General features: G+C 69.7%; 17 protein-coding genes and 1 pseudogene. 5 read left to right on the plus strand and 13 right to left on the minus strand.

What is annotated here, in order from left to right:
• Window positions 1-104 precede the first annotated feature (104 nt).
• The 4 genes from ACFXMF_RS04580 to ACFXMF_RS04595 all read right to left on the minus strand — a co-directional run bounded on the left by ACFXMF_RS04580 (window position 105) and on the right by ACFXMF_RS04595 (window position 4,672).
• A complete protein-coding gene (locus ACFXMF_RS04580; protein WP_379990900.1) occupies window positions 105-1,775 on the minus strand; it encodes an MFS transporter in 1,671 nt (556 codons plus the stop codon).
• Between the two features lie 342 nt (window positions 1,776-2,117).
• Entirely contained in the window at window positions 2,118-3,143 is a 1,026-nt protein-coding gene (locus ACFXMF_RS04585; RefSeq protein WP_379990901.1) for a TIGR03617 family F420-dependent LLM class oxidoreductase, read from the minus strand.
• Window positions 3,140-3,991, minus strand: a complete 852-nt coding sequence (locus ACFXMF_RS04590; protein ID WP_360314363.1) for an enoyl-CoA hydratase-related protein — start codon at window positions 3,989-3,991, stop codon at window positions 3,140-3,142. The genes ACFXMF_RS04585 and ACFXMF_RS04590 overlap by 4 nt, the downstream gene beginning before the upstream one ends.
• Window positions 3,992-4,051: 60 nt before the next feature.
• Window positions 4,052-4,672: a TetR/AcrR family transcriptional regulator gene (locus tag ACFXMF_RS04595; RefSeq protein WP_360314361.1), complete on the minus strand. Its 621-nt coding sequence runs from the start codon at window positions 4,670-4,672 to the stop codon at window positions 4,052-4,054.
• A 200-nt stretch (window positions 4,673-4,872) separates the two neighbouring features.
• Here ACFXMF_RS04595 and ACFXMF_RS04600 point away from each other — a divergent pair, with 200 nt between their 5' ends.
• Both ACFXMF_RS04600 and ACFXMF_RS04605 read left to right on the plus strand, forming a co-directional pair.
• A complete protein-coding gene (locus ACFXMF_RS04600) occupies window positions 4,873-6,318 on the plus strand; it encodes an MFS transporter (RefSeq protein ID WP_360314359.1) in 1,446 nt (481 codons plus the stop codon).
• Window positions 6,319-6,411: 93 nt separating this feature from the next.
• On the plus strand, window positions 6,412-7,227 hold the full coding sequence (locus tag ACFXMF_RS04605) for a coniferyl-alcohol dehydrogenase (RefSeq protein WP_360314357.1): 816 nt from the start codon (window positions 6,412-6,414) through the stop codon (window positions 7,225-7,227).
• Window positions 7,228-7,319: 92 nt separating this feature from the next.
• Here the strand turns inward: ACFXMF_RS04605 and ACFXMF_RS04610 are convergent, their stop codons facing one another.
• From ACFXMF_RS04610 to ACFXMF_RS04620, 3 genes are read right to left on the minus strand one after another with little or no spacing between them, the layout of a single operon-like run.
• Window positions 7,320-7,958 (minus strand): HD domain-containing protein, encoded by a 639-nt coding sequence (locus ACFXMF_RS04610; protein WP_379990902.1) that lies wholly within the window; start codon window positions 7,956-7,958, stop codon window positions 7,320-7,322.
• Between the two features lie 58 nt (window positions 7,959-8,016).
• On the minus strand, window positions 8,017-9,249 hold the full coding sequence (locus tag ACFXMF_RS04615; RefSeq protein ID WP_379990903.1) for an NAD(P)/FAD-dependent oxidoreductase: 1,233 nt from the start codon (window positions 9,247-9,249) through the stop codon (window positions 8,017-8,019).
• Window positions 9,246-9,452: a ferredoxin gene (locus tag ACFXMF_RS04620; RefSeq protein WP_360314505.1), complete on the minus strand. Its 207-nt coding sequence runs from the start codon at window positions 9,450-9,452 to the stop codon at window positions 9,246-9,248. The genes ACFXMF_RS04615 and ACFXMF_RS04620 overlap by 4 nt, the downstream gene beginning before the upstream one ends.
• A 551-nt stretch (window positions 9,453-10,003) precedes the next feature.
• On the opposite strand from ACFXMF_RS04620, the pseudogene ACFXMF_RS04625 reads away from it, so the two are divergent.
• Window positions 10,004-10,915, plus strand: a pseudogene (locus tag ACFXMF_RS04625) (AraC family transcriptional regulator ligand-binding domain-containing protein); the annotation flags it as partial.
• 80 nt (window positions 10,916-10,995) lie between these two features.
• Here ACFXMF_RS04625 and ACFXMF_RS04630 read toward each other — a convergent pair.
• Together ACFXMF_RS04630 and ACFXMF_RS04635 are read right to left on the minus strand one after the other, a co-directional pair.
• Window positions 10,996-11,193, minus strand: a complete 198-nt coding sequence (locus ACFXMF_RS04630; RefSeq protein WP_379990909.1) for a DUF397 domain-containing protein — start codon at window positions 11,191-11,193, stop codon at window positions 10,996-10,998.
• Window positions 11,184-12,002, minus strand: a complete 819-nt coding sequence (locus ACFXMF_RS04635; protein ID WP_379990904.1) for a helix-turn-helix domain-containing protein — start codon at window positions 12,000-12,002, stop codon at window positions 11,184-11,186. Before ACFXMF_RS04635 ends, ACFXMF_RS04630 begins: the two co-directional genes overlap by 10 nt.
• Window positions 12,003-12,294: 292 nt before the next feature.
• Between ACFXMF_RS04635 and ACFXMF_RS04640 the strand changes: the two genes are divergently transcribed.
• Together ACFXMF_RS04640 and ACFXMF_RS04645 are read left to right on the plus strand one after the other, a co-directional pair.
• Window positions 12,295-12,546, plus strand: a complete 252-nt coding sequence (locus ACFXMF_RS04640; RefSeq protein WP_380020519.1) for a hypothetical protein — start codon at window positions 12,295-12,297, stop codon at window positions 12,544-12,546.
• Window positions 12,543-13,025 carry a hypothetical protein gene (locus ACFXMF_RS04645; RefSeq protein WP_379990906.1) on the plus strand — a complete coding sequence of 161 codons (483 nt, stop codon included), beginning with the start codon at window positions 12,543-12,545 and terminating at the stop codon, window positions 13,023-13,025. The genes ACFXMF_RS04640 and ACFXMF_RS04645 overlap by 4 nt, the downstream gene beginning before the upstream one ends.
• 78 nt (window positions 13,026-13,103) lie before the next feature.
• Here ACFXMF_RS04645 and ACFXMF_RS04650 read toward each other — a convergent pair whose 3' ends face one another.
• From ACFXMF_RS04650 to ACFXMF_RS04665, 4 genes are all read right to left on the minus strand, one after another.
• Window positions 13,104-13,253, minus strand: a complete 150-nt coding sequence (locus tag ACFXMF_RS04650; RefSeq protein WP_379990907.1) for a hypothetical protein — start codon at window positions 13,251-13,253, stop codon at window positions 13,104-13,106.
• A gap of 40 nt (window positions 13,254-13,293) precedes the next feature.
• On the minus strand, window positions 13,294-13,656 hold the full coding sequence (locus ACFXMF_RS04655) for a hypothetical protein (RefSeq protein ID WP_379990908.1): 363 nt from the start codon (window positions 13,654-13,656) through the stop codon (window positions 13,294-13,296).
• A 516-nt stretch (window positions 13,657-14,172) separates the two neighbouring features.
• Window positions 14,173-14,652, minus strand: a complete 480-nt coding sequence (locus ACFXMF_RS04660) for a MarR family transcriptional regulator (RefSeq protein ID WP_360314341.1) — start codon at window positions 14,650-14,652, stop codon at window positions 14,173-14,175.
• 333 nt (window positions 14,653-14,985) lie between these two features.
• Entirely contained in the window at window positions 14,986-15,957 is a 972-nt protein-coding gene (locus tag ACFXMF_RS04665; RefSeq protein ID WP_380020522.1) for a cyclase family protein, read from the minus strand.
• Window positions 15,958-15,977 lie beyond the last annotated feature (20 nt).

Raw genomic sequence — 15,977 nt, forward strand, 5'->3', positions numbered from 1 at the left:
GGGTATCCCCCTCGGATACCCGGGCCCTGACGCCGTGTCGGATCGCGCGCGGCGGGCGACCGACCGATCCGGCGCCCACCGCGGCGCCGGATCGCGGCCGCCGCTCAGTGCAGCAGGCCGCCCGTGGCGGGCTTGCGGCCGTGCTTCATCACCAGTGCGATCACCAGCGCCAGCACGCCGCACGCGATCAGGATCCAGAAGCCGGTGGTGAAGGCGTCCGTGGTGTACGTGCAGCCTCGTACGTCGCACGCGTCGTTGGTGGCGGTGCCCTGGCCGGTCGGCGAGGGACCGGTGATCCGCAGGCGGTTGTTGGTGAAGATCGGGGACAGCAGCGCGACGCCGACCGAGGCGCCGAACGACTGGGCGACCACCAGCATGCTGGACGAGATGCCCTGCTGTTCCTGCGGTACGGCCTCGATGATCAGGTTCGGCGCGGCGGCGTAGTACATCCCGAAGCCGATGCCGTAGACCACGCCGCAGAGCAGCATGAGCTGCCACGAGTCGTGCAGGAACAGGTACATGAAGCCCGCGACGGTCAGCGTGCCGACACCGACGATCATCGGCATCCGCAGTCCGCGGCGCTGCCCCCACAGACCGGCCAGCGGGCCGGCGATCATGCTGGACATGGACTGCCAGATCAGCACGTGCAGGGCGAGGCCGAGCAGGGTGAAGCCGAGCGCGTAGTCGAGCGAGTCGTTGAACGAGACGGCCGCCTTGACCTGGTCGGCGATGCCGGCCCACATCGCCTCGGGCGCGCCCATCGCCTTGGCGCCCTGGACGGCGCCGTCGCCGTACTTGTCCAGGGTGCTCTGCTTGACGTCGTCCGGGGTCAGGCCCATGTAGCTGGTGAGGTAGTTCTGGATGCCGATGATCATGTTCGCCAGGAACGCGATCCCGAGCACGAGCGCCACCCGCGGGGCGGTCAGCAGCTTGAGGTCGATGATCGGGTTCTCGACCCGCTTCTCCCACAACACCCACGCGCCGATCACCAGGACGCCGAGGATCGCGTATCCGAACGCGGACGGCTTGCCCCAGCCCCACGCCTGACCCTGGCTGATGTAGAGCAGGATCAGCGCGAGCCCGACACCGAGGATGACACCGCCGACGTAGTCCACCTTCTGCGGCACGCGCAGCTTGGACTCCGGCACCACGACCAGCAGCAGCGGGATCAGCACGAGCATGTAGACGACCAGGAACCAGAACAGCGAGCGCCAGGAGTAGTGCTCGGTGAGCAGCCCGCCGACGACCGGCGCGAGCGCGGCGGAGAGGCCGAGCCCGGTGGCCGAGACGCCGATCGCGACCGGGATGAACTTGCGCGGCATCAGGTCGCGGATGAGCCCGTATACGACTGCGGTCATGCCGAACGCGACCGCCTGGAGCGCGCGGCCGACCAGGAACAGCGGCCACGAGCTGGTCAGCGCGCAGATCAGCGAACCGAGCAGGAACGACACGCTGGTCGCGAGCAGCAGCCGCTTCTTGCCGTAGACGTCGGAGAGCTTGCCGATCAGCGGGCTGACCGCGCCGCCGACCAGGCCCAGGATCACCACCATCCACGAGATGCTCTCGCCGACGGACCGGAAGGACGGGGCGATCTCCGGCACGGCGGAGGAGATCATCGCGTACTGGAGCGGCACGACCTCGGAGAACATGACCACGACGGCCAGGACGGCGAAGACTCGGCCCTTGGACACCCCCTCCAGTCGACCGGTGTCGACCGAGGATGGGTCGGATTCGGGCTCCGGCGGCTTCGCGGATACTTCAACGGTCGCAGACATACCGGTACTTTCCGTTCTGTGCAGGGGCGCGCGCCGGACACGTGTCACCACTGCGACACGTCCGGTTTTGTACGGAATTTTTGGGGGCAAAGCGCCGCTCGGCCTCGATGGGGCGGGCGTGCATCTCGTGGACGCTGCCAACCGGATCGGTGCTCTCCAGCCGAACTGTTTGACAGTGTTTAGCACGGCGCGGAGGCGCGGGGAAGAGCAATGACCGGGTCGACGGGTATTCGATCCCGATATGGGGTAGAAAATCCCTGACGACCCGTCAGCTCACTGTCGTGGTCGGACCCCGACCGCTCCCCCGCCCTCCGTTCCCGATTCCGTGTCCCTGCGTTTTCCTCAGCCCAGGTCGTGGAAAGCCGCGGCGACCTCGGTCCAGCGTTCGACCGACTCGGTGTCCTCGCGCCACGTGCTCACCGCCGAGTACGCGACGACGCGCGTGGCGACCCCGCGGTATCGGCTCATCAGGGCCTGCGCCAAGCCGTCCCAGGGCGCGGTCACCGTCAGCGTGTCCAGCACCTCGTCGTCGATCGCGGCGGCCATGCCGGCCCGGTCCTTGGCGCCGAAGAGGCGGTGCAGTCGGGGCTGGAGGTCGTCCCAGCCGTGCGTCTCGAAGACCTTGGCGTAGCCGGGCGTCGAGCCGTAGAAGGCCAGCCGCATGCGCAGCTTGGCGCGCTCGGCCTCGATCTCCTCCTCGGTGTCGCCGGTCGCGGTCATCACCGGGCAGACCAGCGCGAAGTCATCCGCCGCGCCGCCGGCGGCGAGTTCGGGACGGACCACCTCGTGGATGTAGCGCACGCTGTGCAGCGGGTGGATGTGCAGGCCGTCGGCCACCTCGCCGATCATCCGCAACATCCACGGATTGACCCCGGCCAGGTAGATCGGCGGGTCGGCGATCGAGCCGCCCGGCGTCCATTCCGGCGTCATCAGGGTGAATTGATAGAAGTCGCCCTTGAAGCGCAGCCGTTCCTCGCCCCGGAAGGCCGCCCAGATCGCCCGCAACGCGCCGACGTACTCGCGCAGTCGCGGTCCCGGCCGGTCGAACTCGGCCGAATAGCGCCGCTCGATGTGCGGTCGTACCTGGGTGCCCAGGCCCAGCACGAAGCGGCCGCCGGTGGCCTCGGACAACTCCCAGGCCGCCGACGCGGTGACCATCGGGCTGCGCGCGAACGCGACCGCGATGCCGGTGCCGACGGTCAGGCTCTCGGTCGCCAACGCCGCGGCGGTCGCGGCGGTGTACGCGGTGCGACCACCTTCGGTGAGCCATAGCCCGTCGAAGCCGGCCCGCTCGGTGGCGGCTGCGGCGCGTTGCATGCCGCGCAGGGTGAGGCCGGCTGCCATGACATCGAGCTGAGGGGGCGTCACTTGTTCTCCTGTACCGAGGATTCGGCGGATTCCGCTTCCGCCGCGCGTACACGGTCCCACGCGCCGGTGACCGTGCCGGTCCAGCGCGGTGCGCGCCGTTGCGACCAGGCGCGCGGGCCCTCGCGCGCGTCTTCGGTGCCCATCAGAATGCGGTGATAGGCGGTTTCCAGCCGTTCCACCTCGTCCGGGCCGGCGTCCGCCCACAACAGGCGCTTGGTCAGCGCGGCCGATACCGGGTGCACGTTGGTGGCGATGTCGTGGGCGATCTCCATCGCGGCGGGCAACACCTCGTCGGCGGGCAGCGCACGCGACGCGAGCCCCAGCGCGAGCGCCTCGCCGCCGCGGAACGTACGCCCTGTCAACAGGATGTCGGCGGCCACCGCCCGGGACGTGGCGGTCGGCACCGTCCAGTGCGACTGGGCGTCGGGCACCATGCCGCGCCGGACCTGGGGAATCGCCAACTTGGCGTCCTCGGCCACGATCCTGATGTCGCACTGCATCGCCAGGGTGAACCCGATGCCGATCGCGTGCCCGTTGATCGCCGCGATCACCGGCTTGCGCACGGCCCAGGCGGGCGGCTGTACGGGCGAGGCGCTGAACGCGCGCGGACCGGCGCCCGACCGTTCCCCCGGCCCGGCGAAACTGTCCGCGGCCGGCGACATGTCGGCCCCCGCGCAGAACGCCCGCCCGGCGCCGGTCAGCACCACCGCCCGCACCGCGTCGTCGGCGTCGCAGCGCGCGTACGCGTCGCCGAGGGCGGCACCCATCCCGCCGGAGAACACATTGAGCCGGTCGGGCCGGTCGAGCGTGACGACGGCAACCCCGTCGTGCATGGCGAACTGGATCACCCTGCGAAGGTAGGTCGAGTCCTTGACTAAATCAAGTGACGATGCCCGGAGTCGACGCCGTCACCGGACCGGGCGGACCAGCGGCAGGACCACCTCGTCGACGATGCGTTCCAGGAAGGCGTCGTCCAACTCCTCCGGGGCCGTGAGGTTCTGATGGACGAGGACGGCGATCCCGACGCGGGCGACCAACGGGGTCGCCGCCCCGGGGCGCACGTCGCCGCGGGCCTCCCCGGCCCGCAGGACGTCGAGCATCATGTTTCGGGCCGGTGCGGACACCCGCTCGCGGATCAGCTCGTGGGCCTGGGCGAAATCCTGCTTGGCCTGCCGGAAGCCGGTGTCCGCGCCGACCGTGCAGGCACCGAACATGAAACGCAGGATCGAGAGCACGTCGCCGCGCAGGTCGCCGACGAACTCGACGTCCTCGGCGACGGGCAGCCGGTCGCGGAACGCGTCCAGGAGCAGGGCCTGCTTGTCGGACCAGCGGCGATAGAGCGGCGCTTTGCCCGTACCGGCCGCCGCGGCCACGCCGTCCATCGTCAGGCCCGCGTATCCGACCTCCAGGATCTGGTCGAACACCGCCTGGTAGATGGCCTGTTCGAGGGCACGTCCGCGCCGCCGGACGGGTGTCGCGTCCCGGGCAAACGGCTCGTCGGCACTCTGGCGGTCGGTACGGGAGCCCAACGCGGGTCACCTCTTTCAGGTCGTACCCCGATTATCCCCGAACGCTTGTAAGAGACTCCAGAGTCTCCTAAGCTCGCCATAAGAGACGTTCTCGTCTCTTGGTTTCGGCCGTTCCTGCCGTTCCGGCACTCGTCCGCGCGCCGCCGGGCGCGCCGATTCGCGCTGCCCGAATCCCAGCTTCGTACCTCGGGGGTCTCGCCATGTCCACATCCGCCGCCACGCCCAAAATCGGGCCACCATCGAGCGGGTCGGCTTCGGCCGCACCGCGCCCCGGGCTGGTCCTGGCCGTCATCACCGGTTGCATGTTGCTGATCGGCATCGACGTCACGGTGGTCAACCTCGCACTGCCCCGAATGGGGGACGCCCTCGACATGTCACGCGCCTCCACGTCATGGGTGCTCAACGCGTACACGCTGGCCTTCGGCGGCTTCCTGCTCCTCGCCGGCCGACTGGGCGACGTCTTCGGCCGCAAACGCGCGTTCATCGCCGGCGCCGGACTCTTCACGCTCGCCTCACTGCTCGCCGGGTGTGCGCCGTGGGCGTGGTGGCTGATCGCGGCGCGTGTACTCCAGGGTCTGGGCGGCGCGCTCGCCGGGCCGAGCACGATGGCACTGATCGTCAGTACGTTCGAGGGGCAGGCTCGCGCGCGGGCCATCTCCTGGTACTCCGCCGTCCTCGGCGGCGGCGCGTCCGTCGGGCTGGTGCTCGGCGGTGCGCTCACCGATCTCGCCTCGTGGCGTTGGGTGTTCCTGATCAACGTGCCGCTCGGCGTGCTGCTGATCGTGCTCGCGTCGCGGCTGATCACCGAGCCCGCGCGGGTCCGCACGGATCGGCCGCGGCGGTTCGACCTCGCGGGCGCGCTGACCGGGACGGCGGGCATCGGCGCGCTGGTGTACGCGTTCATCCGCGCCGCCTCGGACGGTTGGCGCGATCCGCAGACCATCGCCTCGCTGGTCGCCGCCGCGCTGCTGCTGGCCGCGTTCGTGCTCGTCGAGAAGCGCACCGACGAACCGCTCACGCCGCTGCGCCTGGCCACGCGCGGCACCCTCGCGCGGGTGCTGCCCGCGATCACGCTGGTGGGCGCCGCGATGTTCAGCGTGCTGTTCCTGTTGGCGCAGTACTTCCAGGAGGCGCGCGGCTTCAGCCCGGTCGAGGCGGGCCTGGCCTTCCTTCCCCTGATGGGCCCGCAGTTCACCGTGGCGCGCCTGTCGCCGGCGCTGGTCCGCCGAGTCGGTCCGGCCTGGCCCGCGGCGGTCGGCGTGGGGATGGTGGCGGTGGGTCTGGCCTGGCTCGGCCGGCTCGGCGAGCACGACACCTACGTCGGCGGCGTCCTGGGACCGCTCCTGCTGATCGGGGCCGGCGTCGGTGCCGCGATGCCGACGATGAGCACCTACGGCATGTCGGGCATCGACCCCCGCGAGTCCGGCGCCGCCTCGGGCCTGATGCAGACCATGCAGTGGATCGGCGGCACGCTCGGACTCGCGGTCTGGGTCACGGTGTTCGGCGCCGCGACCCGCGACCGGTCGGCGGGCGAATCCGCCGAACACCTGTTGACCCACGGGATCGCCACGGCGTTCGGCGCGGCGGCGATCTGCGCGGCGGGCGGGTTCCTGGCCTCGCTGGCACTGTCACGACGCCCGGCCTGACGCTTCGCGGGGCGTGCGCCGAGCGGATTGTTGACCAGATCAAGGAGTGATCCTAGGGTCTGACCAACCATTGTCACGAGGGGACTTCTCACCATGACCAACCCGTTCGGGTTCGAGGGTAAGCGCGTTGTCGTCACGGGGGGCTTCTCGGGTGTGGGGGCCGCCCTGGTCGAGGTGCTGGCCGAGCAGGGCGCCGAGCACATCACCGTGCTCGACCTCAAGGAGCCGACCGGCTCGGCGCACACGTTCGTCCGGACCGACCTGTCGGACGCCGCGTCGGTGGACGCCGCCGTCGCCGCGATCGACGGCCCGGTGCACGCGCTGTTCAACAACGCGGGTGTGGCCGGCACGCTGCCCGCACCGACGGTGTTCGCGATCAACTACCTCTCGTTGCGCCGGTTGACCGAGGCGCTGGTCGCCAAGGGCGCGCTGCCCGAGGGTGCCGCGATCGTGAACACCGCGTCGATCGCCGGCATTTCCTGGCCGGCCCACCTGGAGGCGATCAAGCAACTGCTCGCGATCGAGGACTGGGACGCCGCGCAGGAGTGGCTCGCGGGCAACGAACTCGGCAGCGACGCCTACAGCTACAGCAAGGAAATCGTCCAGGTTTACACGATGCACTACGCCCGCACGGCCGCCGCCAAGGGCCTGCGGATCAACAGCGTGTGCCCGTCGCCGATCGACACTCCGCTGCTGCCGGACTTCCGCAAGACGATCTCCGACAAGGTGATCGACTGGAACATCTCCCAGGGCAACGGCCGCCTCGCCACCGGGCGCGACGTCGCCCTCGCTCTGGCCTTCCTGGGCGCGGACGCCTCCGGCTTCCTCAACGGCGTCAACATCAACCTGGACGGCGGCTTCAACGCCGGACTCACCGTCGGCAACATCGACTTCTCCGGCCTGGCCTAGTACTTCGCTCCATGAGGTACTCCGGTCGCGCTCCACGAGCGTGTCCTGCGGATGCCCCTCGGCCACCCGGGGCATCCGCAGCGCTCCTGGGGTCACTCCGGCCAGTCGGAGTCCTCCACGATGCCGACGAAGTTCGGGCGCACGTAGCCGGGGGAGAACCGGTCGAGGACGTCGGCCTTGATGTTGCCGAAGGTGGTGGCGGGCTTGGGGGCGATCCCGTCGGTGAACGCCCGGAGGATGCGCCGCTTGAAGTCGGGGCGCGGATGCGCGGCGACCACCGCGGCGCGCTCCTCGGCCGAGACGTCGTGGTAGCCGATGCCGAGGACGTCCAGTTCGACACCCGCGGTGGTCAGCGCGATGACGGGATCCATGTGGGTGGGGATCTCCGGCGTGGTGTGCAGGGCGATCGCCTCCCAGACCAGGCGGGCGTCCTCGTCGGCGATGCCGTGCGCGACGAGGAAGGCCCGGGCCTCGTCGGCTCCGTCGATCTCGAAGCGGCGGCCCGAGGCCCGGTGCGGTTCGGTGAGCCCGATGTCGTGGAACATGGCCGCGATGTAAAGGAGTTCAGGGTCGGCTTCGACACCGAGGCGGCGCCCGTGCAGCGCGCCCCACAGGTACACGCGTCGCGAGTGGTGGTAGAGAAGGTCGTCGGTGGCTTCGCGGACGAGTTCGGTCGCCTCGGCGGCGAGCCTGCTGTCCGGGATGGCGATGTCGGCGATGTGGATGCTCATCTGCTGCTCCTTGTGGGATGGGACCGTGCGGCTGCCCGCGGGGGCGGCCGAAGCGGCTTCAGACCCGGGCGAGTTCGGCCTCGGCCAGCACCCGGCGGTGCGCGGCGATGCGACTGTTGCGGCCGATGGCGACCGCGCCGACGAAGCGGCCCTCACGGTGGTAGGTGACTTCCAACGTGCGGTCGACCAGGTTGCGTTCGAGGGTGCGCTCCTCGTCCGCCGAGGCCGGCAGGCCGACCCCGCGGAGCGTGATGCCGTGCAGGTCGCACCAGAAGGACGGGATGGCGGTCAGGGGGCGCGCGGCATCGCCGTGCACGAGCGTGCGCGCCGCGACGGCCGCCTGTTCCACGGCGTTGCTCCAGTGCCCGAGCGAGCTGCGGTTCCCGTCGTAGACCGCCGCGCGCGACGCGGAACGCGAGTCCGAGTTCGGTGGGTGCGGGTGCGGAACGACCGCGACGTCGCCGGCCGCGACGACGCCCGGCATGGGCGTCCCGTCGATCGACAACACGCGCAGTCGCTCGTCGCACCGGACGCCGCCGGCCAGTGCGATGCCGGACCCGGCCAGCCACGCGACGTTCGGGACCGCGCCGAGGGCGAGAACCGCGATGTCCGCCGCGAGTTCGGTGCCGTCGTCGAGACCGACCGCGGTCAGCCGCCGACCGCCGACCAGCGCCTTGACCCGGTACCCGGGGAGCACTCGGATGCCGGCCGAGTCGTGCAGACGGGTGATGAACTCACCGGCGGCGGAGCCTACTTGCCGCACCAGCGGTCGGCTTTCCGGGACCACCAGCGTGACGTCGAGGCCGCAGGCCCGAGCGGCGGCCGCGATCTCGCTGCCGAGGAAACCGCCACCCACGACGACGGCTCTGCGGCCGGGCCGCAGATCGACGCGCAACGACGCGGCGTCCTCCCGGGTACGCAGCGTGTGCACGCCGGACGGCAGCGGGAGGAATGCGGCCGGCACGCACGCGGCGGCACCGGTGGCGATGACCAGTCCGTCGTACGGGAGGTCGCGTCCGTCGGACAGCCGCACGGTCCGGCCGTACGCGTCGAGGCCGTCGGCACGCGTGCCGAGGATCCAGGTGGCGTCGAGGTCCCCGGGCACCGGAAGATCCGTCGCGGACACCGGCAGAGCATCCGTGAGCTGCTTCTTCGACAACGGAGGCCGGTCGTAGGGCAGATGGGACTCGGCGCCGACCAGGACCAGCTCGCCGGCGAATCCTTCGGCGCGCAGCGTCTGCGCGGCCCGGAGGCCGGCCAGCGACGCGCCGGCCACCACGACGCGCTTCACGCCGCGGCTCCCAGGGTGCCGAGGATGCCGATGGCACGGACCGGGCACATCGCCGCCGCGGTGCGGACCTCGTCGAGACGGGCATCGGACGGCTCCGCTTCGTAGACGAGGTAGTCGTCGTCGTCGAAGGCGAAGACGTCCGGCGCGGCGAAAACGCACTGGCCGTGGCTCTCGCACAGGTTCATGTCCACGGTGATGCGCATCATCGAACTTCCTTTCTTTGGCGGATGTCAGGCGACCGGCGGGGCGAAGCGCGAGTGCCGGCCGGCTCGACGGCGATCACGGCGACCCGGGTCGGCCCGGCGAGGACCCCGGCGGGGTGGCGGTGGTGGGCGGATGGGTGGCGGCCCGGGGACCGCCGTTTGGAAGAAGCCGCAGGTCGGGGCATCGACGGGGTCGACACTCGGACGGCGTGTGGATCTCCGGGCGGATGGCGTCCGGGTCGAGGAACGCGAACTGCCGTCACCGCTACGGCCGGGGTGTTCGCGCTCGGCGCGCCGGCGTCGTTCATGGCAGAGTTCCGTTTCCGTTCGCAGGGGTGCGCCGGCCCGGCCGGGCGGATATCCGCGCTTCGGCTCTACCTCGAACGTATGGGCGCCGCGTACCGCCGACGAGGGGCCGAACGCGCCAAACAGGGGCTCCGACGCACCAACGGAGGGGCGGCTCGGATGACCTAGCCTGGGAAACCGTGCTCAACGGAACCTTCTCCGCCCGTATGGGCCGCTTCATGGTGCAGGTCGCCCGCCGGGCCGGAATGCCACCCAAGCGGCTCGAACGCCTGCCCGGGTTCGAGGACGGCGTGCTCGCGGACGACTTCGTCCGGGTGCCGACCACCGCCGCGCTGGTGCTGTGGGAGGAAATCATCGCCGGCCGCCCTGCCCCGGGCGCCGGACTGCACGCCGCCGCGATGGCCCCGTTGGGATCCTTCGGCGTCTGGGACTACCTGTTCACCTCGGGCGCGACGCTCGCCGAATCACTGGCGAGCGCGGGCGGCTACGTCACGGTCATCGGCGACCCGGACGCCGAGCGCATATCCGTCGTCGACGACGGCCGCCTGCTGACCCTGTCCCACACCACCGGCCCGGCCGGAGCCGATGTGGTCGCCGCGATGGAGCAGTTCGCGGCCGTGCTCTTCACCCGGCGCGCGACCGAGGCGCTGTGCCGCCCCGTCGCCCCCGTGCACGCCGCCTTCCGACACGGCACACCCGCCGACGCGCGCGCTCCGGCCGATCTCCCGGGCACCCGCAGCATCGAATTCGGCGCCCCCGCGAACACGATCACGTTCCTCGCCGACGACGCCCACGCCCCGCTCCCGCACACGCAGCCCGGCCTGCACGAGGTCCTGCGCCATCACGCGGAACTGTCCATCGCCTCCGCGAAATCCGTCCTGACCTGGCACGCGGTCCTTCGTATCGCGCTGGAGGCGGCGTTGCGCGACGCCGACCTCTCGCCGGCCACCGTCGCCCGCCGGATGGCCACCAGCCCCCGATCCCTGCAACGCCGGCTCGGCGAGCACGGAACGACCTGGCGCGACGAAGTCCGGGCCGCCCGCGAACAACTCGCCCCGGACCTGCTCCGCGACGGCACCCTCCCCGTGCGCGTCGTCGCCGCCCGCACCGGATTCAGCGACGCGCGGGCCCTGCGTCGTGCCATGCACGGATGGCAGGGCGCCCACCCGCCGACATCCGCAAAACCCTCGCCGACCCCACCCGCCCCCTCGACCGGTGAACCCGAAGCACCCCGCCGTCAGCCGCGCAACGACGTCGTGAGTACACCCCACGAAGCAGCAGGCACGACCAGGAACCCGAGACCCGGGTCCTTGCTGTCACGGACGGAGACGGCGCTCGGAACGTCGGCAACCTCCACACAGTTGCCGCCCTCGGCGTTGCTGTACGTGCTCTTGCGCCAAGTGATGGCGCTGAGGTTGAGACGCACTAGATGCACTCCATCGTCGTTTCGATCATGTCCAGTGACATGCGCGGCGGCAGGGCAAGGCCCTTCACTCGATCGTAGGCCCTGAAGTACTCGGCGACATCGTCCTGCTCTTCGACAAGTCGCCCGTAGTCAGCGCCTTCCGTGTAAGCCGCTTCCGTGCCGTCGGGGAGCGTGAGCACGGTAAGACTCCCGCCCATTGCCTCATGTTCGCCGTCCACGAAGCAAAGCACCTGCACCGAGATATTCGGCCGCCTGGCCATCGTCGCAACGTGATCGAGCTGTTCGAGCATGACATCACGGCCGCCCACGATTCGCTGCAGGACAGCTTCGTCCAAGACCACTTCAAGCCATGGTGCGTCCGGTCCGACGAGGCGGTCCTGTCGGCTCAGTCGTGCAGCGAGACGCTTTTCAAGCTGCGCCTCGCTCTTCAGCGACCGAGCTGTGCGAAGGATGGCCCGCGCATACGCCTCCGTCTGCAGCAGTCCGGGCACGTGATGGGCGGTGTATTCCCGTATGACTGACGCGAGTTCGGCAAGGCTCATGAACGCCCTGGACCAATCGGGGAAACGCTCTCGGTACACGTAGTCCCACAGGTCCACAAATAGGCCATCGGCCTCCAGTACCTCGTCAAGGGCCTGTGCCTGTCTCAGAGTTGGCGGGGTGCTCAGTGCACGTTCGATCTGACTCACGCGGGTGAAGTGAACGTGCAGATCGGCGGCCAACTCCTGCTGAGTCATCCCCTTGGCTTTCCGAAGGCGCGCCAGACGTTTACCGAACAAGGCAGCGAAGGAGCTGCTGGGGTCCATCTCGGCAGCCAAGGCGGTCGTCCTTTAAGTCTCGAAGAGTAATGCTCCCGACTCTTTTGCAGCCTGGGCGCGCGGTCGATGCTTGTTCGCAGAGTAGCTGCTCCACCACATACGGCGATCGAATACTCGGGCATGCCGCGGTTCTCGTCCTCGCTCTCCCGCCGACCGTGCGGAGCGAGGAGGTCGGCATATCCGTTCATTGGTCGAACGGCGGCGCGAGACATGGGAAGCAGGGGGCGAGTGAATGCCTGGACAGCGTCTCGCCCCCTGCGTGCCCCAGGACGAGAAGGGACACGTCATCACGATGACAGATCGAATCGGCTGGACCCAGCGAAGCTCGGCACGCGTGTCGACGCTGGATCGCGATGCGCAGGACGAGCAACTGCTCCTGCTGGTCCGGAAGTGGGTCGACGGACCGGACGCCGAGGCTCCCCCGCGCCCACCTGCCTCGCGCCCGACGCTGCTTCGGCGGCTGCGTTCGCGTCGGCTGTGGCGGGCCTGGCGGTTGTCGGTGCGGTCTCGCGCGCCGTACTCGGGTGGGCGGGGATCGCGATGAGCACCCAGGAGCGAGTCTCGGGGAGTACGCAGGAGGATCTCGACAAGGGCCGCGCGTTCTTCGAGCGCTACCGGCACGCGTGGTGTCGCGACGCGTACTCGGGCCGCGAGGGCGTGCTGATGGACGTGCAGGGTCGGCAGGTCTACCTACGCCTGCGAGTCGGCATCGAATTCGTGTGCCAAATGCGGGACTTGGTCATCCTCCGACCCCCTCCCCCGGTCCTGCACGCGCGCGTCGCCTACGTCGGGGCGGAAGACGCCACGAAGCGACCGGACGGCACGCTCATGGAGATGTGGGCTGTGGACAAGGGCACATTGGCCGTCGTGCAACCACCGAACGGTCACGCATGGTTCGCCCTCCTGGCAGACCTCGAACGAGCCGACTGCCCCACGGGCCCCGTCTGGGAGTGGGCGAACCCCCCGCACGATCCCACACCGGATGCATCGAACGAGGGCGATCACTCGACCGGCGCCGTGTAGCCGCCCTTGCCATCCGCGAACAACCAAGGACGAACCCCGTTGCACCCTCGCATACGGGGCTCAGGGACTTCCTTGCGTCTAGCCGTGTATGCCTACCACCGTGACCGTGATGGCTTCGTTCGCCACCTGGTACTCGGCGAACACCGAGCCGCAGGTCACGACGCGCCGGTCCTTGTGGTAGGTCTGCGAACTACCGCATCCGTAGGGGTCGTTCGCCACGCGGGCCATGCCGTTGTCCAAGTCGCGCTGTTGCGTGGACGACAGGCGCCTATAGGCCCTCTCGCAGGCCGGCGTGAAAGCGATCCTGTACGACATGCAGGTCCTCCCCCATGATCAGCTCCGTCTCGGCTTGCCGGGCCAGGGCTTCTACTCGGTCGTGTGCCTGCCGAGTAGCGGCGTCGATCTCGGGTCGGGTGCTCGTTGCCCACCTGAGCATCACCAAAGGCATGTCCCGCGCGGGCGTGTCCTCGATCTCTTTGGTGAATGCGTCCCGTTGGTCGGCCGGCAGCGCCTCGCGGATGCCCGCGATCGTGGCCGGGGTCTCGATCAGTTCGTCGTCGACCCAACTTCGGAACTTCCGCCCGTCGGGCTCCGGTCCGTCCTCGTGCTCGTGCTCATCGCGCTCGTCCACAGGCGTCCTTCGATATGAGTGACGGTCCGACTACATACAGTTTGCATTCTCGGACGCCTTTCGTGAAGCGCTCCGCGACGCAAACGACGGAAGGGGCAACGCGTCGCCAACCCCGGGCCCCGACCAATCCGAATGCTCGTCCGAAATCGGAACCCGGATCGGCTCCACGGGCAAGGCGCAGTTCCGCCCGGTCGGCGACCTCGAGCCGGCCTCCAGGCCCGGGGGCGGCAGAGTGGGGCCGAAGAGGATCGTCTCAACGGGAAGCTCGGGTTGCGGCGGTGAAGTCGGGCTGCGGATTCGCGTCGAACAGGCGGTCCGATCCTCAAGTTCCCGGCTCGGCGCGGCAGGGGTCGGTTTCGGCAATAGGCGCCGATAAATCGGCGACCGTCGGGTGATCCGCGCGGTCATTCGTGCGGCGGCCGGCCGGCGAATTGCCAGGGCTCCTTGTCGAATGTCACCGACAAGGAGCCCTGGCAATTTGGGATATGACGAATAGTCAGGCGGGTCGAGGTGTGCTCAGACGGCGGGGTCCTCGACGGCTGCGGGGATCTCGCCCTCGGCCATCTCCTCGACGAATCGCTGCAACAGCGCGGCGAACGTCTCGCGGTCCGCGTCGCTCCAGCGGTCGAGCATCTCGCTCATCCGCCGGTCCATGACGTCGTTGAGCCGGCGCCGGACCGAGTCGCCGCGCGGGGTGAGCGAGACGAGGCTGACCCGCCCGTCGTCCGGGCTGGGCGAACGCCGGACGTAGCCCTCCCGCTCCAGTTGGCCGACCTGGCGCGCGGTGGCGCCCGGGTCCATGTTCGTCATGCGCGCCAACTCCCCCATGGGGAGCGGGCCTTGCTTCTCGATGCGGCGCAGCAGCACATAGGCGGGCTGCGAAATGGTCGCGCCCGCCGCGGCGGCCTGGCCCGCGTATACTCGGCGGCTGGCGTGGCGCCGAAGCAGTGCCTCCAGCGCCCGCTGGATCGCTTCGACGTTTTCGGTGGAGTTCACCCGGCCATGATAGCAGTCCTTGACTGCGTCAATTTAATACTGTGCGATAACGTGCATAACTCGGAGCGGATTCCGAGCCCGCCGCACATCGCGGCCGAAGGCGGCCTTGGCGAACAGGCGGACAGCGGGCGGCCGGGCGAACGAACAGGGCTTCGACTCCGGAAAATACCGCGCGGCGGGGTCCGCGGCGCGCCCACCGACGCACTCGCGATCATGTGTGATCACACTTGTTTGTTATCCGCAGCCGAGCGGCCGTCAAGCGGTCGCCTCGGTCCCGACGGAGGAAACGAGACCGAGACGACCTGCCCATGGACTATGTCAGTCGTCAGACGATCAGACAATGGCAACCGGATTGATGGGGCTCCCCGTTGCACCGGTGACCGGAAGCGGGGCCACACACAACAGACACGAATAGGCGCCGGCTTCCGCCATCGCCTCGGCAAGCTCGCTCAGCCATAGATGTTCGAGCAGTGGCACACCGGATTCGACGAGCAACGCGATGTGGACCGACAAGAACCGATCATCGAACGGAATGCACTCGATCGCGCTGTTGTCCGCGCCGACCACACTGATGTCGTGTTCCCGGACGTAGTCCACCGCGTCGAGCGACAGACCGGGCTGTGCGAACGAGGGCTCGCGGCCGGCGGCGACCGTGGCCCGGTACTCGTCCAGGTAGCCGGTACGAACCAACAGCGCGTCGCCGGCGCGCACCTCGACGCCCTGCCGCTCGGCGCACCCGGCCAGATCGGCGCCGGTGATCTTGTATCCGCCCTCCAGATACGGCCTGTCGAAGTGCCGCGGCAGGTCGAGCAGCACCGCCCGGGTCGCGAACGCGCCGAGCTTGTCGATCCCGCAGCGGCCGGCGCCGGTGTGCGAGCGGAAGCTGTCGGCCGGAAAGCCGTTGTAGAACCGTCCCTTGGCCTGCACGTGGCACAGCGCGTCCATGTGCGTGAGGTTGTGCGACGGGATGATCAGCACGTCCTCGTTCGAGCCGACGTCGTCGCCGCCCTCGAACCCCTCGTACATCGCGTCGGTCTGACTGACCAGCGTCAGCCGTTGTGGCGTGCCGCGGAAGTCGAAGGCGGGTTGGTTGCCGCGCACGATGGGAAGGGCGAGCGAGTACGAGCGCCCGGTCCGGATCTCGTGCGCGGCGGTCCGGACCCCGGCGGGCTCGATCAGGTTGAGCGCCCCGCGTTCGTCCTCGGCGCCCCAGCGGCCCCAGTTGCCGGCGGCGGGCGGCGGCGTGGACTCGGGGTCCGGGTCGAGTGCGGGCAGGTCCGTACCGGCTCGGGTGTCGTCCGTCATGCGTCGGGCGGTCCGGTCCG

Origin of the sequence: Embleya sp. NPDC059213 (genome assembly GCF_042754445.1) — a bacterium.
Lineage (GTDB): Bacteria > Actinomycetota > Actinomycetes > Streptomycetales > Streptomycetaceae > Embleya.